This window comes from Methylobacterium nodulans ORS 2060 (genome assembly GCF_000022085.1).
GTDB classification, from domain to species: domain Bacteria; phylum Pseudomonadota; class Alphaproteobacteria; order Rhizobiales; family Beijerinckiaceae; genus Methylobacterium; species Methylobacterium nodulans.
In genome coordinates, this window is the sequence record NC_011894.1 from 1,313,275 (window position 1) to 1,334,271 (window position 20,997).

The 20,997-nt window shown below is 72.3% G+C and carries 15 protein-coding genes and 1 pseudogene; 12 read left to right on the forward strand and 4 right to left on the reverse strand.

From position 1 onward, the window contains the following. The first annotated feature begins 8 nt into the window (after positions 1-8). The 10 genes and pseudogenes from MNOD_RS05995 to MNOD_RS06040 all read left to right on the forward strand — a co-directional run bounded on the left by MNOD_RS05995 (position 9) and on the right by MNOD_RS06040 (position 13,865). Positions 9-1,895, forward strand: coding sequence for an ABC transporter permease (locus MNOD_RS05995; RefSeq protein ID WP_015927939.1), 1,887 nt, complete (start codon positions 9-11; stop codon positions 1,893-1,895). Then, positions 1,892-2,674 carry an ABC transporter ATP-binding protein gene (locus MNOD_RS06000; protein ID WP_015927940.1) on the forward strand — a complete coding sequence of 261 codons (783 nt, stop codon included), beginning with the start codon at positions 1,892-1,894 and terminating at the stop codon, positions 2,672-2,674. Before MNOD_RS05995 ends, MNOD_RS06000 begins: the two co-directional genes overlap by 4 nt. Further along, positions 2,674-3,384, forward strand: a complete 711-nt coding sequence (locus MNOD_RS06005; protein WP_015927941.1) for an ABC transporter ATP-binding protein — start codon at positions 2,674-2,676, stop codon at positions 3,382-3,384. The genes MNOD_RS06000 and MNOD_RS06005 overlap by 1 nt, the downstream gene beginning before the upstream one ends. Before the next feature lie 325 nt (positions 3,385-3,709). Beyond that, positions 3,710-5,749, forward strand: coding sequence for a hydantoinase/oxoprolinase family protein (locus tag MNOD_RS06010; protein ID WP_015927942.1), 2,040 nt, complete (start codon positions 3,710-3,712; stop codon positions 5,747-5,749). Beyond that, positions 5,746-7,435 (forward strand): annotated as a pseudogene (locus MNOD_RS06015) (hydantoinase B/oxoprolinase family protein). Before MNOD_RS06010 ends, MNOD_RS06015 begins: the two are co-directional and overlap by 4 nt. Then, positions 7,435-8,283 carry an FAD binding domain-containing protein gene (locus MNOD_RS06020; protein WP_083786661.1) on the forward strand — a complete coding sequence of 283 codons (849 nt, stop codon included), beginning with the start codon at positions 7,435-7,437 and terminating at the stop codon, positions 8,281-8,283. The pseudogene MNOD_RS06015 and the gene MNOD_RS06020 overlap by 1 nt, the downstream one beginning before the upstream one ends. Then, positions 8,283-11,027 (forward strand): molybdopterin-dependent oxidoreductase, encoded by a 2,745-nt coding sequence (locus MNOD_RS06025; RefSeq protein WP_015927944.1) that lies wholly within the window; start codon positions 8,283-8,285, stop codon positions 11,025-11,027. Before MNOD_RS06020 ends, MNOD_RS06025 begins: the two co-directional genes overlap by 1 nt. Further along, on the forward strand, positions 11,024-12,532 hold the full coding sequence (locus tag MNOD_RS06030; protein WP_015927945.1) for a hypothetical protein: 1,509 nt from the start codon (positions 11,024-11,026) through the stop codon (positions 12,530-12,532). Before MNOD_RS06025 ends, MNOD_RS06030 begins: the two co-directional genes overlap by 4 nt. Further along, positions 12,529-12,996 carry a MarR family winged helix-turn-helix transcriptional regulator gene (locus MNOD_RS06035; protein WP_015927946.1) on the forward strand — a complete coding sequence of 156 codons (468 nt, stop codon included), beginning with the start codon at positions 12,529-12,531 and terminating at the stop codon, positions 12,994-12,996. The genes MNOD_RS06030 and MNOD_RS06035 overlap by 4 nt, the downstream gene beginning before the upstream one ends. Positions 12,997-13,001: 5 nt before the next feature. Further along, on the forward strand, positions 13,002-13,865 hold the full coding sequence (locus MNOD_RS06040) for a UPF0280 family protein (RefSeq protein ID WP_015927947.1): 864 nt from the start codon (positions 13,002-13,004) through the stop codon (positions 13,863-13,865). A gap of 303 nt (positions 13,866-14,168) precedes the next feature. On the opposite strand, the gene MNOD_RS06045 is transcribed toward MNOD_RS06040, so the two are convergent. The 3 genes from MNOD_RS06045 to MNOD_RS06055 all read right to left on the reverse strand — a co-directional run bounded on the left by MNOD_RS06045 (position 14,169) and on the right by MNOD_RS06055 (position 17,421). Then, positions 14,169-14,402, reverse strand: coding sequence for a hypothetical protein (locus tag MNOD_RS06045; RefSeq protein WP_015927948.1), 234 nt, complete (start codon positions 14,400-14,402; stop codon positions 14,169-14,171). 126 nt (positions 14,403-14,528) lie between these two features. Further along, positions 14,529-15,545, reverse strand: coding sequence for a KpsF/GutQ family sugar-phosphate isomerase (locus MNOD_RS06050; RefSeq protein ID WP_015927949.1), 1,017 nt, complete (start codon positions 15,543-15,545; stop codon positions 14,529-14,531). A gap of 121 nt (positions 15,546-15,666) precedes the next feature. Next, on the reverse strand, positions 15,667-17,421 hold the full coding sequence (locus tag MNOD_RS06055; RefSeq protein WP_015927950.1) for an ATP-binding response regulator: 1,755 nt from the start codon (positions 17,419-17,421) through the stop codon (positions 15,667-15,669). A 297-nt stretch (positions 17,422-17,718) separates the two neighbouring features. Between MNOD_RS06055 and MNOD_RS06060 the strand changes: the two genes are divergently transcribed. Then, positions 17,719-17,991 (forward strand): hypothetical protein, encoded by a 273-nt coding sequence (locus tag MNOD_RS06060; protein ID WP_015927951.1) that lies wholly within the window; start codon positions 17,719-17,721, stop codon positions 17,989-17,991. Positions 17,992-18,325: 334 nt separating this feature from the next. After that, positions 18,326-18,991 (forward strand): winged helix-turn-helix domain-containing protein, encoded by a 666-nt coding sequence (locus MNOD_RS06065; protein ID WP_050783291.1) that lies wholly within the window; start codon positions 18,326-18,328, stop codon positions 18,989-18,991. Between the two features lie 268 nt (positions 18,992-19,259). Here MNOD_RS06065 and MNOD_RS06070 read toward each other — a convergent pair whose 3' ends face one another. Then, a complete protein-coding gene (locus MNOD_RS06070; RefSeq protein WP_015927953.1) occupies positions 19,260-20,642 on the reverse strand; it encodes a class II 3-deoxy-7-phosphoheptulonate synthase in 1,383 nt (460 codons plus the stop codon). Positions 20,643-20,997 lie beyond the last annotated feature (355 nt).

Sequence of the window (20,997 nt, forward strand, 5' to 3'; positions counted from 1 at the left end):
GAGACCGCATGGACCCCTCCTTCCTCGTCCTGCAAGCCCTGTCCGGCCTCGCCAGCGCCGCGTCGCTGTTCGTGATCGCGTCGGGGCTCACCATCGTGTTCGGCGTCACCCGCATCGTGAACTTCGCCCATGGCTCCTTCTACATGCTCGGGGCCTACCTGGCGGTGTCGCTCGTCCCGCGCCTTCTCGACCTCAGCTACTCCCCCTGGGCCTTCTTCCTCGGCGTCGGGCTCTCGGCGCTCCTCGTCGGGCTGATCGGCGTCGCCGTCGAGATGCTGCTGCTGCGGCGCCTCTATCGGGTGCCCGAGCTGTTCCAGCTGCTCGCCACCTTCGGCGTCGTCCTGATCGTCGAGGATCTGGTGCTGGCGATCTGGGGACCGGTCGATCTCGCGGGGCCGCGCGCGCCCTCGCTGCGTCACGGCGTCGAGATCCTGGGCCAGCGCTTTCCCGCCTACGACCTCGTGCTGATCGGCATCGGCCCGGCGGTGCTCGTCCTGCTCTGGCTCCTGATGCGCAGGACCCGCTTCGGCATCCTGATCCGCGCGGCGACGCAGGATCGCGAGATGGTCGGCGCGCTCGGCGTGAACCAGGCGCGGCTCTTCACCCTGACGCTGTTCCTCGGCGCCTGCCTCGCCGGGCTCGGCGGCGCGCTGCAGATCCCCCGCGTGCCGGCCAATCCGCACATGGACCTCAGCGTCATCACGGACGCCTTCGTGGTCACGGTGATCGGCGGCATGGGCTCGGTGCCCGGCGCCTTCCTGGCCGCCCTGCTGATCGGCGAGCTGCAAGCCTTCGGGATCCTGGTCCTGCCCAAGGCGACCCTGGTCCTCGTCTTCGCCCTCATGGCGGTGGTGCTGGTGGTCAAGCCCTGGGGGCTGCTCGGACGGCCGGATGCCGCCTCGGGCGCGGTGCGGCCTCCTGAGGGGATTCTGCGGCTGCGCCGCTTCCGGCCCGCCGAGGCGGCCCTGGTCGCCCTCGCGGCGGCACTGGTGCTCTGCGTCCCGCTCCTCGGCGACGCCTATCTGGTGAAGGTCGCGACCGAGATCCTGGTCTTCGCGCTCGCGGCCTTCTCGCTGCAATTCCTCATCGGCGTCGGCGGCCTCGTCTCCTTCGGGCACGCCGCCTATTTCGGCCTCGGTGCCTACGCGGCCGGCCTCCTCGTCACCGGGCCGCTCAGGCTGCCGATGGAACCGGCGCTGCTGGCCGCCCCGCTCGCCGGCGCCGCCGGCGCGGCGCTGTTCGGCTTCTTCATCGTGCGGCTCTCCGGAATCTACCTGGCGATGCTGACTCTCGCCTTCGCGCAGATCGTGTACGCGATCGGCTTCCAGTGGGTGGAGGTCACGGGGGGCGACAACGGCATCGTCGGGGTCTGGCCCTCGGCCTGGGCGGCCGACCGGACCGTCTATTTCTATCTCGTGGCGGCGCTGACGCTGTCGGCCATCGCGCTCCTGCGCCACGTCATCATGGCGCCCTTCGGCTACACCCTGCGGGCCGCGCGCGATTCCGCCACCCGGGCCGAGGCGATCGGCCTCGACGTGCGCACCCATCGCTGGCTCGGCTTCACGCTGGCGGGGGCGGCGGCGGGCCTGGCCGGCGGGCTCTACGCCTTCCAGAAGGGCTCGATCGACCCGACGCTGGCGGCGATCCCGCTCTCGATCGACTTCCTGGTCATGGTGCTCGTCGGCGGCATCCGGACCGTGATGGGGCCGCTCGTCGGCGCGGGCTTCTTCCACGCCCTCAAGGACGCGGTGATGCCGCTCACCGCCTATTGGCGGCTGCTGCTCGGGCTTGCCATCATTGCGACGGTGCTGATCTTCCCGCGCGGGCTTGCGGGCGCGGCCGAAGCCCTGCGCAGCCGCAGGCGCGTCCCCGAACCCGCGGGGGCCTCCGCATGACGCTCCTCGTCGTCGACCGTCTGACCAAGCGCTTCGGCGGCGTCGCCGCCGCCAGGGACGTGTCCTTCACGCTCGCGGCCGGCGAGATGCTGGCCATCATCGGCCCGAACGGGGCCGGCAAGTCCACCACCTTCAACATGGTGGGCGGGCAGCTGAAGCCCGATTCCGGCAGCGTGACCCTGGCGGGCCGGCCAATCACCGGCCTGCCCGCCCGGGCGATCTGGCGGGCCGGGGTCGGGCGCACCTTCCAGGTCGCCCAGGCCTTCGTGTCGATGAGCGTCGCCGAGAACGTCCAGATGGCGCTCGTCTCCCGGCATGGCCGCAGCCGCTCGCTGTTTACCGACACGCGCCGCCTCTACCGCGACGAGGCGCTGGAACTCCTCGGGGAGGTGGGCCTGCGCGCCGAGGCCGACCGGCCCGTGGCCGAACTCGCCTACGGCGACGTCAAGCGGGTCGAGCTCGCGGTGGCGCTCGCCTCGCGCCCGAAGCTCCTGCTGATGGACGAGCCCACCGCCGGCATGGCGCCGCGCGAACGCGGCGGGCTGATGGCGCTCACCGCCCGGGTCGCCCGCAGCCAGGGCATCGGGGTTCTGTACACCGAGCACGACATGGACGCGGTGTTCGGCCATGCCGACCGGGTGCTGGTGCTGGTGCGTGGCGAGATCATCGCGTCCGGTCCTCCCGAAGCGGTGCGGGCGGATGCGCAGGTCCGCCAGGTCTATCTTGGCGAGGCGGGCGCGGCGGCGGCCCTGCGCGCGCGCCGGAAGGCGGTGGCCTGATGGGCGCGCTCCTCGACGTCGCGTCCTTGCGCGCCGCCTACGGGCAGGCCGAGGTGCTGTTCGGCGTGAGCCTGACCCTGAAGCGCGGCGAGGTAGCGGCGCTGATGGGCCGCAACGGCGCCGGCAAGTCGACCACCCTCAAGGCCATCATGGGGATGCTGGTGCCCACCGGCGGCAGTGTCGCCTTCGAGGGCCGGACCGTGACCGGCTGGGAGCCCTTCCGCATCGCCAGGGCAGGCCTCGGCTACGTGCCGGAGGAGCGGCGCATCTTCACCGACCTCACGGTCTTCGAGAACCTGGAGGTCGGCCGCAAGAGCCCGACCGACGGGCGCGCGCCCTGGAGCTACGACCGCCTGTTCTCGATCTTCCCCAACCTCGCCGAGATGCGCGGGCGGCGCGCTTCGGCGATGTCGGGCGGCGAGCAGCAGATGCTCACCATCGCCCGCACGCTGATGGGCAACCCGCACGCGGTGCTCCTCGACGAACCGTCCGAGGGGCTCGCCCCCGTCATCGTCGAGCAGATGGCGGAGGCGGTGCTGCGCATGAAGCAGGAGGGCATCGCGGTGCTCCTCTCCGAGCAGAATCTCGGCTTCGCGGCGGCCGTCTGCGACCGGGCCACCATCATCGAGAAGGGGGCCATCCGCTTCGAGGGCACGATGGCGGAGCTGGAGGCGAACGAGGCGGTGCGGGAGGCGTATCTCACGGTGTGAGGGGCAGGGCCGCGGATCGGCGCGCCGCCGATCCGTTCGTAGACGAACGATCGGGGTGCGGGATGGCGGCTCACAGGACGAGCGCAGGACGCGCAGGACGCACGATGCAGAACCCCTCTCCCGTGCGGGAGAGGGGCAGGGGTGAGGGACCTCAGGCTTCAGCAAGTATCCTGAACCGTGCCGCTACCAGCACCGCCGTCTCAGCCATATGGCGGCACAGTCCGGGACCCTCACGCGCGATCTTCGATCGCCTACCCCTCTCCCGCACGGGAGAGGGGATCCCGCGCCATTCGCGGTGCCGGGTTCTGTCGTCGGGAGCCGCCCGATGAGACGCGTGGCGGGCATCGACGTCGGGGGCACCTTCACGGACCTCCTCCTCACCGAGGCCGAGCCCGGCGGCCCCCTCCGGGTGCGCCTCGCCAAGGTGCCGACCACCACGCGCAACCAGGCCGGGGGCGTGCTCGCGGCGATCGAGGCCGCGGGCATCGCGCCCGCCGGGCTCGACCTCGTCATCCACGGCACCACCGCCACCACCAACGCCGTGCTGGAGCGCAAGACCGCCCGGGTCGGCCTCGTCACCACGCGGGGGTTCCGCGATGTGCTCGAACTCGGGCGGCGCACGCGGCCCAGGCCCTACGGGCTGTTCGGCAGCTTCGAGCCGCTGATCCCCCGCGACCTGCGCCGCGAGGTGAGCGAGCGCGTGATGGCGGACGGGCGGGTGCACACGCCCCTCGACGAGGAGGGGGTGCGCGAAGCCGTGCGGGCGCTCCTGGCGGAGGGCTGCGAGGCCCTGGTCATCCACTTCCTGCACGCCTACGCGAACCCGGCCCACGAGCTGCGGGCGGGCGAGATCGCCCGCGAGATCTGGCCCAATTCCTACGTGACGCTCGGCCACGCGCTCCTCTCGGAGTTCCGCGAATACGAGCGGGGCACCACCGCTTCGGTCAACGCCGCCGTCCAGCCGATCCTCGACCGCTACCTGCGCCGGCTGCAGGACGATCTCGCGGCGGCGGGCTTCGCGCGCGACCTCCTCGTCATGAACGGCAATGGCGGCACGGTGCCCGCGGGCCGCGTGGTCGAGGCCGCGGCCAAGACCGTGATGTCGGGGCCGGCCTCGGGCGTCATGGCGGCCGCCGCGACGCTCGCGCAGACGGGCCTGTCCAACGCCATCACGTACGACATGGGCGGCACCTCCACGGACGTGGCGCTGATCGCGGGCGGCGTGCCGGAGGTCTCGGCGGAGCTGACCCTCGCCTACGGGCTGCCGATCCATCTGCCGATGGTGGACGTGCACACGGTCGGGGCCGGCGGCGGCTCGATCGCCTCGGTCAACCGGGCCGGGATGCTGCAGGTCGGCCCCGAGAGCGCCGGCTCCGAGCCCGGCCCGATCGGCTATGGCCGCGGCGGCACCCGTCCCACCGTCACGGACGCCAACCTCGTCCTCGGGCGCCTCGACCCCGAGCGGCTCACCGCCGTGCGCGAGCGCGTCTCCCTCGCGGCGATCCGCGCCGCCTTCGACCGCGACCTCGCCGGGCCGCTCGGCCTCACCGTCGAGGAGGCCGCCGCGGCGGTGATCCGCCTCGGCACCGTGCACATGTCGGGCGCGATCCGCATGGTCTCGCTCTCGCGGGGCTACGACCCGCGCGACTTCGTGCTCTTCGCCTTCGGGGGCGCGGGGCCGCTCCACGCGGTGGCGCTGGCGCGCGAACTCGGCATCCCGGAGGTGCTGGTGCCGGCGCGGCCGGGCCTCACCAACGCGCTCGGCTGCCTCGTGGCGGATCTGCGCCAGGACCGGGTCAGGACGCTGAACCGGCCCCTCGACGGGCTCGACATGGCGGAGCTGCGCGCCGTCCTGGAGGCGCAGGAAGCGGAGGCGCGCGCGGTCATCGAGGCGGAGCGGGCCGAGATCGACGCCGTCACGGTGACCTACGGCGCCGACATGCAGTTCCGCGGGCAGACGCACCTGATCCGCGTCACCCTGCCGGCCGCTGAGATGAGCCGCGCCGGCCTGCAGGACCTGTTCGAGGCCGCCTATTTCCGGCGCTTCCAGGTGCGGCTGCCGGAGATCCGCGCCGTCGTGGTCAACCTCGTCACATCGGTGATCGGCCGCCGCCGCGCCTTCCCGCTCGGCGCCCTGCTCGACCCCGCCGCCCGCACCGATCTCGCGGGCGCGCGGCTCGGCAGCCGCCCCCTCCACGCCGAGGGGCGCTGGCACGAGGCCGCAATCTATGCGCGCGAGCGGCTGCCCGAGGGCGCCCGCATCACCGGCCCGGCCGTGATCCAGCAGGTCGACGCCACCACGGTGATCGAGCCGGGCGCCGTCGCCACCATCGATCCGATCGGCAACCTGAGGATCCGCGTATGAGCGCCATCGATCCCCTCACCCTCGCGGTGATCCAGGCCGGGCTGCAGCAGGTCTGCAACGAGATGGACGTCGCCTTCTCGCGCTCGGCCTTCTCGCCGGTGATCGCCGAGGCCGACGACCGCTCGGACGGCATCTACGACCGCGACACCGGGGCGCTCATCGCCCAGGGCGAGTACGGGCTGCCGGTCTTCGTCGGCACGATGCAGCACTCGACGGGCGAGCTGATCCGGCTGATCCGGGAAGGGCGGGTGGGGGCGCCCGAACCCGGCGACGTCTACATCGTCAACGATCCGTATCTCGGCGGCACGCACCTGATGGACGTGCGCTTCGTGCGCCCCGTCTTCGTCGAGGGCGAGCTGTTCTGCTGGCTCCAGAACACCGGCCACTGGCCCGATATCGGCGGCGCGGTGCCGGGCGGCTTCTCGGCCCATGCGACAGAGGTGGAACAGGAGGGCCTGCGCCTGCCGCCGGTCAAGCTGTTCAAGCGCGGCGCGATGGACCAGGAGATCTTTTCCATCATCTGCTCGAACATCCGGGTCGCGGATCAGCGCATCGGGGACATCAAGGCGCAGGGCGCGGCGCTCGCAGTCGGCGAGAGCCGGCTCATGGAACTCCTCGCCAAGTTCGGCCGCGCCACCCTCGACGAGGCCATTGCGGAGATCCGCGCCCGCTCGGCCGAGCGGATGCGGGCCGAGATCCGCCAGATCCCGGACGGCACCTATCGCAGCGAGGCCTTCGTCGATTCGGACGGCGTGGTGGACGAGCCCCTGCGCATCGCGCTCACCGTCACCAAGGCGGGCGACACCCTCACCTTCGACTTCGCGGGCTCCTCGCCCCCCTGCCGCGGGCCGATGAACTCGGTCGTCGCCACCACCTGCTCGTCCGTCTATCTGGCGGTGAAGCACGTCTTCCCGGACGTGCCGATCAATGCCGGCACCTTCGAGCCGCTGGTGATCCGGCGGCCCGAGGGCACCTTCCTCGACGCCCGCTACCCGCGGCCGGTCTCGGGCTGCGCCGCGGAGGTGAGCCAGCGCATCGCCGAGGCCGTGTTCCTCGCCCTCGTCCAGGCGATCCCCGACCGGGTCACGGCCGCGCCCGCCGGCACCTCCGGCAATTTCGCGCTGGGCGGCTTCGACCCGGAGAAGAACGCCGCCTACGTCATGTACCAGATCACCGGCGGGGGCTATGGCGGCAACGCCGATCACGACGGGCTGTCGAACGGCTGCTCGACCATCGGCATCTCGAAGACCGCCCCCGTCGAGGTGATGGAGCAGTATTATCCGGTGCTGTTCCGCCGCTTCGCCCTGCGGGAGGGCTCCGGGGGCGCGGGCGCCCCACCGGGGCGGCTTCGGGGTCCATTACGAGGTCGAGCTGCTGCGGGGCGAGGCCCGCGCCTCCTTCGTGATGGATCACGGCCGTTTCGGCCCGCCCGGCGTGCGCGGCGGCCGCGACGGGGCCCCGAACGTGGTGCGCATCCACCGCGGCGGGGCGGTGTTCACCCCGCCGCATCTGTCGAAGGACCAGAACATCGCCATCCGGGCCGGCGACCGGGTCGAGATCATGACCCCGGGCGGCGGCGGCTACGGCGACCCGGCGGAGCGCGACCCGGCGCTCGTCGAGCGGGACGTGGCGCGGGGCTACTACACGGCCGAGGAAGCCGCAGCGCTGTGGGGGAGGCGCGGGTGATGCGCTACTTCCGTCCCACCACCCTCGCGGACGCCCTCGCGATCCGTCGCGAGCACGCCGTCACGGTGCTCGCCGGCGGCACCGACCTCTATCCGGCCGCTTCGGCCCGCCGGGCCTGGGGCGATCCGGCCCAGGCCGACATCCTCGACATCTCCGGCATCGCGGAGCTGCGCGGCATCGCGGACGAGGGTGATCACTGGCGCATCGGCGCGCTCGCGACCTGGACCGACCTGATCCGGGCCGACCTGCCGCCGCTCCTCGACGGGCTGAAGGCGGCCGGGCGCGCCGTCGGCGGGGTGCAGATCCAGAACCGCGGCACCCTCGTCGGCAATGCCTGCACGGCCTCGCCGGCCGGCGACGGCATCCCGAACCTGCTCGCCCTCGACGCCGCCTTCGAGGTCTCGGGCCGCGCGATCGCCGCCGCGGATTTCTTCACCGGCTACCGCGCCACCGCCGCCGGACCCCACGACCTCGTCACGGCGATCCGGATCCCGAAGCGTCCCGGCCGCGGCCATTTCGAAAAACTCGGGGCGCGGCGCTACCTCGTGATCTCGATCGCCATGGTGGCCTTCGCGGTCGAGACCGATCCGGCCGGGCGGATCCGCGACGCCCGCATCGCGGTCGGGGCCTGTGCGGCCGTGGCGCGGCGCCTCGCCGCCCTCGAAGCGGAGCTTGCCGGGCAACCCCTCGCCGAGGCGCCCGGCCTCGTGGCCGCGCATCACCTCGCGGGACTCGCGCCCATCGACGACGTGCGGGCGAGCGCCGCCTACCGGATGGCGGCGGCCCGCGCGCTGGTGGCGGACGGGCTCGCGGCCCTGAGCCGGACATCCGACCGGAGGGCCGCCTGATGACCCGGGACGTCACGCTCCTCGTCAACGGCGTCGCCCACCGGGTCGAGGCGCCGCCCTTCGCGAGCCTCGCCGACACGCTGCGCGAGCGCCTGCACCTCACCGGCACCAAGGTCGGCTGCGAGGCGGGCGATTGCGGCGCCTGCACGGTGCTCCTCGATGGCGAGCAGGTCTGCGCCTGCCTGGTGCCGACCGGGCAGGCGGAGGGGCGCGCCGTCACCACCATCGAGGGCGCCGATCCCTCCGGCTTGATCGACCGCCTGCGCGAGGCCTTCCTGGCCCATGGGGCGGCGCAGTGCGGCATCTGCACGCCCGCCATGATCCTCGCTGCCGCCGACGGCCTGCGGCGCAACCCGCAAGCCGACCGCCGCGCCGTCGAGGACGCGGTCGGCGGCGTGCTCTGCCGCTGCACCGGCTACGTGAAGATCGTGGACGCGATCATGGACGTGGCGCGCGGCGCCGACGCAGTCCTGCCGGTGCCGGAGCCCGGCGCCGCGGTCGGCACCCGCATGGCCCGCATCGACGGCCGGGCGAAGGTCGAGGGACGCGACCGCTTCGGCGCCGACCACCAGCCGGAGGATGCCCTCTGGCTGCGCCTCGTGCGCTCGCCGCATGCCGCGGCCCGCTTCACGATCGGCGATCTCGGCCCCGTGCTCGCCCGCCACCCGGGGCTCACGCGCATTCTCACCGCCCGCGACATCCCGGGCGCGAATTCCTTCGGCGTCTTCCCCCACATCAAGGATCAGCCGGTGCTGGCCGACGGGCTGGTGCGGATGCGGGGCGATCCCGTCGCGGCGCTGGTGGGGACCCGCGCGGCCGTGGAGGGTTTTCCCGATGCCGACTTGCCGCTCATCTACGAGGTGCTGCCCGCCCTCTCGGGACTCGAGGCGGCGCTCGCGCCGGGCGCGCCGCCGATCCATGCGGGCGTGCCCGACAACGTGCTGACCCGGGGCCGGCTGACGCGCGGCGACGTGGCGGCGGGCCACGCGGCCGGGGCCGCCACGGCCTCCGGCGCCTTCGAGACCGCCTTCGTGGAGCACGCCTATGTCGAGCCCGAAGCAGGCTTCGCCCGCCGCGTCGGCGACCGGATCGAGGTCACGGCCTGCACCCAGGCGCCGGTGATGGACCAGGAGGACGTCGCCCGCGTCCTCGGGCTGCCGCTCGCGGCGGTGCGGATCGTGCCCACCGCCTGCGGCGGCGGCTTCGGCGGCAAGCTCGACGTCTCGCTCCAGCCGATCCTGGCGGTGGCGGCCTGGCTCACCCGCCGGCCGGTGCGGATGATCTTCACCCGCACCGAGAGCATGGCCGCGACGACGAAGCGTCACCCGGCCCGGATCCGCGCGCGGCTATCGGCGGACGGCCAGGGCCGCTTCACCGCCTTCGAGCTCGACGGCGACTTCAACACCGGCGCCTACGCCTCCTGGGGGCCGACGGTCGCCAACCGCGTGCCGGTCCACGCGCCCGGCCCCTACCGGGTGCCGCATGTCCGCAACCGCACCCGGGCGGTCTACACCAACGACACGCCGGCCGGCGCCTTCCGGGGCTTCGGCGTGCCCCAGGCCACCATCGCGGCCGAGACGCTGATCGACGACCTCGCCGGGATGCTCGGGATCGACCGCTGGACCATCCGGCGCCGCAACGCGCTCGAAGCCGGGGACACCACCGCCTCGGGGCAGGTGCTGCACGCCTCGGCGGGCCTGCCCGAATGCCTCGACGCCCTGCGGGACGACTTCTTCCGGATGGCGGCGGAGGCGGAGGCGTTCAACGCCGGCAGCCCCCGGATCCGGCGCGGGGTCGGCCTCGCCTGCATGTGGTACGGCTGCGGCAACACCTCAATGTCGAACCCGTCGCGGATGCGCATCGTGCTCGGCCCCGACGGCACCCTCACCTTCCTCAACGGCGCGGTCGATATCGGCCAGGGCTCCTCGACGGTGCTGCTGCAGATCGCCGCCGACGCGCTGGGCCTGGGACCCGACCGGTTCCGCTCGGTGATCGGCGACACCGACCTGACCTGCGACGCCGGAAAGACCTCCGCCTCGCGCCAGACCTTCGTGTCGGGCAATGCGGCGCGGCTGGCCGGGGAGGATCTGCGGCGCAGGATCCTCTCCCTCGCCAATGCCGGGCCGCAGGCGCGCCTGACCCTCGAAGGCGCGCGCCTCACCATTGCGGACGGGCCGGCGAGCCGCACCATCGACCTGTCGAGCCTGCCCCCGGACGAGACCGGCGCGGTGTTCAGCGGAGAGGGCTGGTACGACCCGCCGACCACCGCCCTCGACGCGGACGGCCAGGGCATCCCCTACGCCACCTACGGCTTCGCCGCCCAGGTCGCGGCCGTGGAGGTCGATACGGTGCTGGCCACCGTGCGGGTGACGCGCATCGTCGCCGCGCACGATGTCGGGCGGGCGGTGAACCCGACCCTCGTCGAGGGCCAGATCCACGGCGGCATCGCGCAGGGACTGGGGCTGGCGCTGATGGAGGAATTCATCCCCGGCCGCACCGAGAACCTGCACGACTACCTGATCCCCACGGCCGGCGACGTGCCGGAGATCGACGTGCGCATCATCGAGGATCCGGACCCGGAGGGCCCCTACGGCGCCAAGGGCGTCGGCGAGCCCGCCCTGGTCGCCACCGCCCCGGCGATCCTGTCCGGCATCCGCCACGCCACGGGGGCGCGGCTGACCCGCGTGCCGGTTCTGCCCCACCGGCTGCACGCGGCGCTGCACGGGACGGAGGCGGCGGAATGACGAAGGACACGTCCCCTCTCTCCCCCGAAGCGCGCTCCGGGAAATTCGGCGCGGCGGAAGCCGAGGGAATCGTGCGCTGCGACGCCTGCCCGGTGCTCTGCCGCATCCGGCCCGGGCGCTCGGGCGCCTGCGCGCGCTACGCCAACCGCGACGGGCATCTCGTGCGCACCGATCCGGTCGTGCTCCTGCACGACACGGTCGATGCCGGGGGCAGGCTCGTCCCCTTCACGGCCGCCGCCTGGGACGGGCGTGCGCTCGATCCGGCGCGGACCTTCGTCACCGGCATCGGCTCGGGCACCACCTACCCGGACTACAAGCCCGCGCCCTTCATCGTCGCGAGCGAGCATGCCGGAGTGGAGACGGTCACGGTCGTGACCGAGGGCATCTTCAGCTATTGCGGCGTCAAGGTGAAGATCGACACCGACCGCCATCTCGGGCCCGAGCGCGCCGCGATCCGCGTCGGGGCCGAGGAGGTCGGCCACGTCACCACGGCCGAATACGGCTCGCAGATGCTGTCGATCGGGGGCGTGCGCCACCTGACGGGCGGCTCCAAGAAGGAGGGCAGCGTCACCTGCGAGACGCTGCTCGCGCTCTGCTCCGGAGAGCCCGTGACGCTCGCCGTCGAGGACGGCCACGAGGTCGTGGTCCAGGCCGGCCGCGCGCCGATCGTGGACGGGATCCCCGAGCAGCGCATGCGCGTCGGCTGCGGCTCGGCGACGGTCGGCATCTTCGCCCGCCAGTGGCTCGGCCACGCGGACGAGGTGATCGTGGTCGACGACCACATCACCGGGGTCCTCACTGAGCACCAGGCCGGACGCGTGCTCGGCATGCGCCCCTCCGGCATCCGGGTGCGGGGCCGCCGCTCGACCCCGGGCCGCTACTTCCAGGTGGCCAATCCCGGCATCGGCTGGGGCGGCACCGACATCGCCGACCCGCTCTCGATCATCCAGGCCATCGATCCCAAGACAGCCTGGCCGGGGCTGCGCCTGCTGATGACCTCGACCACAGGCGAGCACGCCCTGTGGCTCGTCCTCGACGACAGCCTCACCCCCGTCCCGGCCGAGATGCCGCCCGCCGTGCGGGCCGTGGTCGAGCGCATCGGCGAGAATTGCGAGCCGTCGCTGTGCACCGTGCTGTTCATGGCGGGGGCGGGCGGGTCCTTGCGGGCGGGCGTGACCGAGAACCCGGTGCGGCTCACCCGCTCGGTGGCGGCCGGCGAGACCCGCGTCACCATGGGGGGCGCCCCCGTCACGGTCTGGCCGGGCGGCGGCATCACCGTGATGGCGGATGTCACGCGCCTGCCCGGCAACGCCTTCGGCTCGGTCCCGACGCCCGCGATCGTGGCGCCGATCGAGTTCACCCTGCCGCGCGCCCTCTACGCCGATCTCGGCGGCCACATGGGCGACGTGGTGGCGATGACCGACATCCTGCGCGACCTCGGCCCCGAGGCCCGCCACGAATCCTGGCGGCCCGGCAATCCGTGGCCGCTGCGAGGCTCGCCGTGAGCGAGCGCCGCCGCCGGGTCGCGGCTCCCCGCATCGACCCGGAGGCCGTGCGGGTCTACCGGCTGGAGGAGCAGATCGGCTACCTGATCCGCCGGGCGCACCAGCGCGCCTCGGCGATCTTCGAGGCCGTGATGCGCGACTTCGCCGTGACGCCGGTGCAGTTCGCGGTTCTGGCCAAGCTCCACGATCTCGGGCCCACCTCGCAGAACCTGCTCGGGCGCCAGGTCGGCATCGACCCGGCCACCATGTACGGGGTGGCCCGCCGGCTCGCCGCCCGCGGCCTCGTGCGCCCGACCCCCGACCCGGACGATGCCCGCCTCGTGCTCCTGGCGCTCACCGAGGAGGGAAGGGTGGTGGTCGAGGGCATGAAGAGCCGCGGCGCCGAGGTCACGGCCCGCACCCTCGATCCCCTCACCCCGGCGGAGGCGGCCGAACTCAACCGCCTCATCGCCAAGCTCGGCTGACCGCCATGGAGGGGCCCATCGTCCAGGCGCTGCCCGGCGGGCGGCTCCACCTGCAGCATGGGCCGATCGACGTGGTGCTGCGGGCCTACGGGGCCGAGGCCGCAGTGGCGGAAGCCTATCGGGCCGTGACCGCGCGCTTCCGGACGGTGCTCGGCGAACTCGTCGCGGAGCTGCCCGAGCTGCGCAAGCCCATGAGCGCGCGGCCGCAGGCCGAGGGCGCGGTGGCCCGCCGGATGCTGGCGGCCTGCCGCCCGCACCGGGACTTCCTCACGCCGATGGCGGCGGTGGCGGGCGCGGTCGCGGATGAACTCCTGGCCGCGATGCTGGAGGACGCTCCCCTCGACCGGGCCTTCGTCAACGATGGCGGCGACATCGCCCTTCACCTCACCGCGGGCGAGACGATCGCGGTGGGCGTGGCGGGGGATTTCTCCCGCGGTGCCATGCCGGCCCTGAACGGGCAGGTGATCATCGGCCACGAGGACGGGATCGGCGGGATCGCCACCTCCGGATGGCAGGGCCGCTCCTTCTCTCTCGGCATCGCCGATTCGGTCACCGTGCTCGCCCGCGACGCGGCCGCCGCCGACGCCGCCGCGACGCTGATCGCCAACGCGGTCGACCTGCCCGGCCATCCGGGCATCCGGCGCGCGCCGGCCGACAGCCTCGATCCCGATTCCGATCTGGGCTCCCGCCCGGTCACGGTCGCGGTCGATCCGCTGCCGCCCGAGGCCGTGGCGGCGGCCCTCGAGGCCGGCCGCGCCCGGGCGGCGGCGATGCGGGCGGCGGGCCTGATCCGCGATGCCGCCCTGATGCTCCAGGGACGGGCGGTGCTGCTCGGCGGGATCGCGCAGCGGATCGGGGCTGGCCCCTGACCGGTGCGGCTACCGCAGGGCCTCTAAGCAGACTTTGCGGGGCGTGCCACCGCTTCGTCCGCAGAGGCTTTCGATGTGTCGCAGGTTTTTGACGGAAAACCGCAACGCACTGTTCCGAAACCTGCTTAGGTTGCGCGCCGTGCCTTTGGTATGCGCCACCCTCCGCCATCGGCTCACACTGGCTGGGCCCAAGTCCGTCAGGCACTTTGAGAAGCGCTTGGCGGACCCTCGAGCGTGTTCCGAGGAAGCTCCCAGGTCGTCGCAGACAATGCGTCATACGGTCCAACCTGAACGGAGTCCGCTCTAGTGCTTCTCCTCGGCCGGCCCATGCTTCTGCGGCCGGTGGCCTTCCTGGCCCGGGTTGTTGTGCTTGTTGTGGTCCCGGCTCTCCTGGTGGGCGCTGGGAGGACGGGTCGGGTCGGCATCGGTGCGGATGCGGGCGCCGCCGCCGGCCGGCACGTTCGGGCCGTCCCGGTGCTCGATGATCCGCTGTTGCTGGGCATGAGTCTTGTCGCCGTGCGGCTTCTCTCCGGCCATGGGCCTTCTCCGTCGCGGGTCCTGTTCGCGGCCCAACGCCGGCGGGTCGGCCCTGTTCCGGAGGGTCCCGGGAGACCGAGGATGTCCGGAGGCGAGCGCGACCGGGGGCAGCTCGCGTGAGAAATCTCAGGCGACGCCGACCTGGAGCAGGTCGTGAATGTGCAGGATCCCGATCGGCCTGTCCTCCTCGACGACGAACATGGCGGTGATCTCGCGCCGGTTCATCAGTTCGAGGGCGGCGCTCGCGAAGCCGCCCGGCGGGACGGTGATCGGCGAGGTGGTCATGATGGCGTCGACCGGGCGGTGCAGGAGGTCGCTGCCCATGTGACGGCGCAGGTCGCCGTTGGTGATCATGCCGACGAGCCGGCCCTCCGCATCGACCACGCCCGCGCAGCCGAAGCGCTTGCCCATGATGGCGAGCAGGGCCTCGGACATCGGGATGCCGCGCGGCACGAGGGGCATCTCGTCCCCGACATGCATGAGCTGGCCCACGGTCTTGAGCCGCGCCGCGAGCTTGCCGCCGGGATGGAAGACCTTGAAGTCGTTCGCCGAGAAGCCGCGGCGCTCAAGGAGCGCGATGGCGAGCGCGTCGCCGAGCGCGAGCTGCATCACGCTCGACGAGGTCGGAGCGAGGTTGTGCGGGCAGGCTTCCTTGACGAGGGGCAGCGGCAGCAGGATGTCGGCGGCGAGCCCCAGCGTGCTCTGCGGATTGGCCGTGAGGGCGATCAGCGTCACGGCGAAGCGCTTGGCGAAGCTCACGATGTCGCCGAGTTCGGCCGTCTCGCCCGACCACGACAGGGCGATGACGATGTCCTGCGGCGTGATCATGCCGAGATCGCCGTGGCTCGCCTCGGCGGGGTGGATGAAGGCGGCCGGCGTGCCGGTCGAGGCGAGCGTCGCGGCGATCTTGCGGGCGATGTGGCCGCTCTTGCCGATGCCGGAGACGACGACGCGGCCCGGGATGTTGTGGATGGCCGCGACCGCGGCGGCAAAGCCCGCCCTCAGCTCGCCGTCCAGGGCGCGGGCGAGGCTGTGGAGCGCGTCCGCCTCCGTGCGGACGGTGCGGATCGCCGAGAAATGCGCCGCCTCGACGATCTGAGCGAGGCCGCTCTCCGCGGTCTCGGCCGTTTGCATACGCTCCATCCTGCTTCCTCGACCCCGACGCGCCGGCCCCGATTCGGCCGGCTTTGCTGAAGCGAGGAACTTAGCCTGGCATTTGCGGCCAGATTGCGTGCGGGCCGCACGGCATGCGGCTCGCACGCCGTCAGGTCACCTCCACGGCGATGCCGGGCAGACGGATCGCGAAGGTGGAGCCGGGCTCGGGCGCGTTGCTCTCGGCGGTCGCGCGGCCGCCATGCAGCTCGGCGATGCGCTTGACGATCGACAGCCCGAGGCCGGTCGAACCCTCGCCGCCGGTGGGCTTGGCCGAGAGCCGCTGGAAGCGGCCGAAGAGCCGGGCCGTATCCTCGGGCGACAGGCCGGGCCCGAAATCGCGCACCGCGTAGACGATATCCTCACCCTCGCGCCCGACCGTGACCACGATCTCGGCTCCGACCGGGCTGTACTTGATCGCGTTCGAGATCAGGTTGTCCATCGCCTCGCGCAGGCGCTCGCCGTCGCCGCAGATGAAGAGGCTCTCGGGGATCGCCGAGCGCAGCCGCTGGTCCTTGGTCTCGGCGAGCGGCGCGTTGGCCTGGGACACCTCGCGGGCGAGGGCGGCGAAATCCACCGGCTCGCGCCGCAGGGTGATGTCGAGGGCGTCGTTCATCGCGTCCGCGATCAGGCTCTCGATCATGCCGGTGAGGCGGCGGGCCGAATCGCGGATATGGCCGACCTGCGCGCGCATCGCCTCGACGGGCTGAGGCAGGGTGCCGATGAGGTCGCCGAGCATCTCGGCCCGGCCGAGGATGACGGCGAGCGGGTTCTTGAGATCGTGGGCAACCGTGCCGAGGATCTCGGTCTTGAGCTGGTTGGCCCGGCGCAGGTCCGAGCGCTGCATGGCGAGGCGGCGGTTCGCCCGCATCAGCTCGGCGGTGCGCTCCACCACCCGCTGCTCCAGGCTGACATTGGCCCGCTGCAACTGCTCGTAGAGGATCACGTTGTCGAAGGCGATCGACAGCCGCGAGGTGAAGAGCGCGATCAGCGCCCGGTCGGTCTCCGAGAGCGAGCGGTCGGCCTTGAGCAGCGCAACGATCTCGCTGCCGCTCGCCGTGTGCACATAGAGGGTGGACCAGTGGTCGCCGAAGGTGTGGCGCCGCTCCGCGAAGGCGCGGGCCACGATGGCCTGCACGTCCCCGTCGAGGGGCAGGGCGGCGCCGGGCGCGACGAGGTGCTGGTAGCAGCCGGACCCCGCCAGGACGCAGAGGCTCTCGTCCGGCCCGGTCTTCTCCCGCAGGACCAGGATGCCCTCGCAGGCGACGTTGAGCAGCGAGGCCACCTGGGTCAGCACGCCCTCGGCCAGCCGCTGCATCGACTTGTAGTCGAGGAGCATCGGCGCGGCGTCGATGATGATCTCCAGGCCCCGCCGGGTTTCCTCCAGGCGCTTGAGCTGCTGGTAGGCCCGCAGGGCCGCCGTCAGGCTGGTGAAGAGCTTGTCGGCGGTGAGTTCGGTCTTCGCCTTGTAGTCGTTGATGTCGTAGTCGACGATGACCCGGCGCTCCGGCGCCTGGCCCGGTTGCCCCGTGCGCAGGATGATGCGGACGGTCTCGTCGCGCAGCTCGCGGCGGATGAAGTCGACGAGCCGCAGGCCCGCATCCTCGGTTTCCATCACCACGTCGAGCAGGATCACCGCCACCTCGCCCGGGCGCGCGGAGAGGAGCGCGCGCGCCTCCGCGGCCGAGTGGGCCGAGAGGATGTCGAGCCTCGCCCCGTCGAGGGCGTAGCCCGCGAGCGCGAAGCGGGTGCCCTCGTGCACCGCGGGATCGTCGTCCACCACCACCACCGGCCAGGTGACGGACGCGGCCTCGCCCGACGCCGCCTCGTCGTCCGGCGCCAGGATCAAGATGTCGTCGTCGCTCATCGACCGCCTGTTCGCATCATTCTCAAGTCGCGCGGCCGGCATCCTGACCGGGCGGGCGGCGGGGAACAAGCTTTTCCGGGCGTCCGGCACGGATGATGCCCCGGGGATGTGCGGCCTGATCCGTCCTGCAAAGTCGTATCGTGGAGGTGCTGCGGCGCATCCGCACGGGCCGGCGCGGGATGTGTGGCACAGCACAGCAGAGCCGGGCGATCCGGGACGCAATCCGCGCGCAACAGTCCCGCCCTAGAACGCGGCCCCTCAGCCGCGGCGCGGCGGGCGAATCAGGGGAGATCGGCCATGCTCTGCACGACCCAGTCAGGTCTCGACGCACGGCGCACCCCGGCTCAGGACGACGCCTCACCGCTGCGCGAGGAATTCCGGCGCCCGGAACCGTGGCGCGAGGATCTGGAGGCGCTGCGCAGCCTGTTGCAGGATTCGCGGCCCGTGGAACCGACCCGCGGTGAGATCGCCGCGCTGATCGAGGACGAGGCGCCCGGGGCGCTGCCGCGGCGCGCCCGCGAGCGGATCGCCGAACGGCTTGCCGCGACGCTGCGGCGGCGCCTGGCCTGAGCCGGCTTCGGGTACGGGCGCCGCTTTTGTCCGGCCGGCCCCTGCGACCCATCGCTGCCGAAGCGGCGCGCCGCCCGTCGGCCAAGCCGATCCGGGCGAATCCGGTGCGCCGCTCCGGTCGGGCGCGGCGCCGGCATGGACGCGGGCCCGGTTCGGCGCCATTGTGGCGCGCTGTCCTCCATGTCTGTACGTGTCCGTCGGTGCCGATCCGAACCGCTTCCCTCGCCCAGTCGCGTCGCATCCCGCCGGGGTCCTGGCCGTGAGTGCCTCGGCACGCAGCGCTGCGGGAACGCAGCGTATCTTCGTCGTCGACGACGAGCCGGATGCCCGCGCCATGGTGGGCGACTATCTGCGCATGCACGGCTTCGAGGTGGAGCTGTGCGACGGCGGCGCCTCCCTGAGGCGCCTGCTCGCCCTGCGCATGCCCGATCTCATCGTGCTCGACCTCAACATGCCGGACGAGGACGGCCTCTCGATCGTGCGGGACCTCAAGGCGCGCAGCAGCGTGCCGATCATCATGCTCACGGCCACCGCGAGCCCCATCGACCGGGTTGTCGGGCTCGAACTCGGCGCCGACGACTACCTGCCCAAGCCCTGCGAGCTGCGGGAACTCGTGGCGCGGGTGCGCTCCGTGCTGCGCCGCGCCGCGCAGGCGCGCCCGCCGGAGCCGCCCGAGCGCCGCGAGACCGGCGGGGTGCGGTTCGGCCGCATGATCGTGGACATCGAGACGCTGCGCCTGCGCGACGAGAGCGGCGCCGAGCAGATCCTGACCCGCTCGGAATTCGCCCTGCTCAAGGCCTTCCTCGACAACCCGAAGCGGGTGATGAGCCGCGAGCGGCTCCTCGACCTCGCGGATGCCCGCGATCCGGACGCCTTCGACCGGGCGATCGACGTGCGGATCAACCGGATCCGCAAGAAGATCGAGCCCGATCCGGCCAATCCGCGCTTCATCAAGACCGTGCGCGGCCTCGGCTACGTCTTCCGCCCCGAGGGGGATTGAGCGCACCGGGCCTCGCCCGCCGAGGGCCCCGCACTGCCTGTGGAACTCCAGTCTCCGCTCGCCGTTCCTCCCGCAATCTCGACCCTGGAACGGAGAAGACGAAGATGCTGAAAGGTGGGCTCCTGTGGCTGATCGGAATTCCGCTGCCGATCATCCTGATTCTGTTTTTCCTCGGCTATCTGCACTGAGGATCCGGGCGGCGACCGGGGCATGAAAAAGGGCCGGGAGCAAGGTCCCGGCCCGATGAAGCGCGCCCCGGCGAGATCGCCTATTCGGCGGCCTCGATCCGCGGCCGCTCCCGCTCCCTGCACTCGCGCTTGACGAGATCGGCGGTCAGGAAAGCCACCTCCAGCGCCTGCTCGGCGTTGAGGCGCGGATCGCAGTAGGTGTGATAGCGGTCCTGCAGATCCTCGGCGGTCAGCGCCCGCGCGCCGCCCGTGCATTCCGTGACGTTCTTGCCCGTCATCTCCAGGTGGATGCCGCCCGCATAGGTGCCCTCCGCCCGGTGGACGTCGAAGAAGCCCTGGATCTCCTTCATCACCCGCTCGAAGGGCCGGGTCTTGTAGCCGCTCGCCGTGATGGTGTTGCCGTGCATCGGGTCGCACGACCACACCACCTTGCGGCCCTCGCGCTCCACCGCCCGGATCAGCCCCGGCAGGTGGTCGCCCACCTTGTCGGCGCCGAAGCGGCAGATGAGGGTGAGGCGCCCCGGCTCGTTCTCCGGGTTGAGGAGCCCGATCAGCCGGATCAGGTCGTCCGGCTGCAGCGACGGCCCGCATTTGAGGCCGATCGGGTTCCGGATGCCCCGCGCGTATTCGATATGGGCGTGGTCCGCCTGCCGCGTGCGGTCGCCGATCCACAGCATGTGGCCCGAGGTGGCGTACCAGTCGCCGCTCGTCGAATCGACCCGGGTGAGCGCCTGCTCGTAGCCGAGCAGCAGCGCCTCGTGGCTCGTGTAGAAATCGGTCTGGCGCACCTCCTGGTGCGTCTCCGGGTTGATGCCGATCGCCCGCATGAAGTCGAGGGTCTCGGTCATGCGCTGGGCCAGATCCTCGTAGGCCGAGGATTGGGGCGAGTCCTTGACGAAGCCCAGCATCCACCGATGGGCGTTCTCCAGGTTGGCATAGCCGCCGCTCGCGAAGGCGCGCAGCAGGTTCAGCGTCGCGGCCGATTGCCGGTAGGCCTCGAGCTGCCGCTTCGGATCCGGGATCCGGTCCTCCGCCGAGAAGCCGATGCCGTTGACGATGTCACCCCGGTAGCTCGGCAGGGCGACGCCGTTCACGGTCTCGGTCGGCGAGGAGCGGGGCTTGGCGAACTGGCCCGCGATGCGCCCGACCTTCACCACGGGCGAGCCGCCCGCGAAGGTGAGCACCAGCGCCATCTGCAGGAAGACGCGGAAGAAGTCGCGGATGTTGTCGGCCGAATGCTCGTCGAAGCTCTCGGCGCAGTCGCCGCCCTGGAGCAGGAAGGCCTCGCCCGCCGCCACCTTGGCGAGGCTCTTCTTCAGCTTGCGGGCCTCACCGGCAAAAACGAGGGGCGGAAAGCTCTCGAGCTGACGTTCGACCGCCTCCAGCGCCACCGCATCCGGATATTCGGGCACCTGCTGGATCGGCAGCCGCCGCCAGCTCGAAGGGGTCCAGCGCTCGCTCATTGGTCTCTCCTGCACACCTCTCCTGAAGGCTCTCGGGTGGGGCCCTGGGGTGATGGAGCCGCGCTTATAGGGCGGTTGCGGGCAAGAATCGAGCCGCGCTTTGGGCGATTGCAGCGCCGGCCGACCCGGTCCGCCCGGGCCGGCCCCGGCCGGCGACGAGCCGGAGGGCCGACGCAACGGTAGGACCCGTCCCGCCTGGGCCGGCGCTGTCATCCGCCGCCGCGCTCGCGAATCGGATCGCACCGGGCACCCCCGTCCCAGGCAAAACGGCACCATCGGGATGTCCGCGGGCCCTGCGATATAGCCTCGTCGCACCCGCGTGAACTCAACCGAATCTGTCGGATCGCGCCAAATG

Excerpts from the sequence above, each read along its gene's own strand:
- MNOD_RS06050 (WP_015927949.1), bottom strand. The coding sequence starts at position 15,545 with ATGGAGCGTATGCAAACGGCCGAGACCGCGGAGAGCGGCCTCGCTCAG.
- MNOD_RS06020 (WP_083786661.1), top strand. The coding sequence starts at position 7,435 with ATGCGCTACTTCCGTCCCACCACCCTCGCGGACGCCCTCGCGATCCGT.
- MNOD_RS06000 (WP_015927940.1), top strand. The coding sequence starts at position 1,892 with ATGACGCTCCTCGTCGTCGACCGTCTGACCAAGCGCTTCGGCGGCGTC.
- MNOD_RS06005 (WP_015927941.1), top strand. The coding sequence starts at position 2,674 with ATGGGCGCGCTCCTCGACGTCGCGTCCTTGCGCGCCGCCTACGGGCAG.
- MNOD_RS06040 (WP_015927947.1), top strand. The coding sequence starts at position 13,002 with ATGGAGGGGCCCATCGTCCAGGCGCTGCCCGGCGGGCGGCTCCACCTG.
- MNOD_RS06030 (WP_015927945.1), top strand. The coding sequence starts at position 11,024 with ATGACGAAGGACACGTCCCCTCTCTCCCCCGAAGCGCGCTCCGGGAAA.
- MNOD_RS06010 (WP_015927942.1), top strand. The coding sequence starts at position 3,710 with ATGAGACGCGTGGCGGGCATCGACGTCGGGGGCACCTTCACGGACCTC.
- MNOD_RS06060 (WP_015927951.1), top strand. The coding sequence starts at position 17,719 with ATGCTCTGCACGACCCAGTCAGGTCTCGACGCACGGCGCACCCCGGCT.
- MNOD_RS06055 (WP_015927950.1), bottom strand. The coding sequence starts at position 17,421 with ATGAGCGACGACGACATCTTGATCCTGGCGCCGGACGACGAGGCGGCG.
- MNOD_RS06025 (WP_015927944.1), top strand. The coding sequence starts at position 8,283 with ATGACCCGGGACGTCACGCTCCTCGTCAACGGCGTCGCCCACCGGGTC.
- MNOD_RS05995 (WP_015927939.1), top strand. The coding sequence starts at position 9 with ATGGACCCCTCCTTCCTCGTCCTGCAAGCCCTGTCCGGCCTCGCCAGC.
- MNOD_RS06065 (WP_050783291.1), top strand. The coding sequence starts at position 18,326 with ATGGTGGGCGACTATCTGCGCATGCACGGCTTCGAGGTGGAGCTGTGC.
- MNOD_RS06070 (WP_015927953.1), bottom strand. The coding sequence starts at position 20,642 with ATGAGCGAGCGCTGGACCCCTTCGAGCTGGCGGCGGCTGCCGATCCAG.
- MNOD_RS06045 (WP_015927948.1), bottom strand. The coding sequence starts at position 14,402 with ATGGCCGGAGAGAAGCCGCACGGCGACAAGACTCATGCCCAGCAACAG.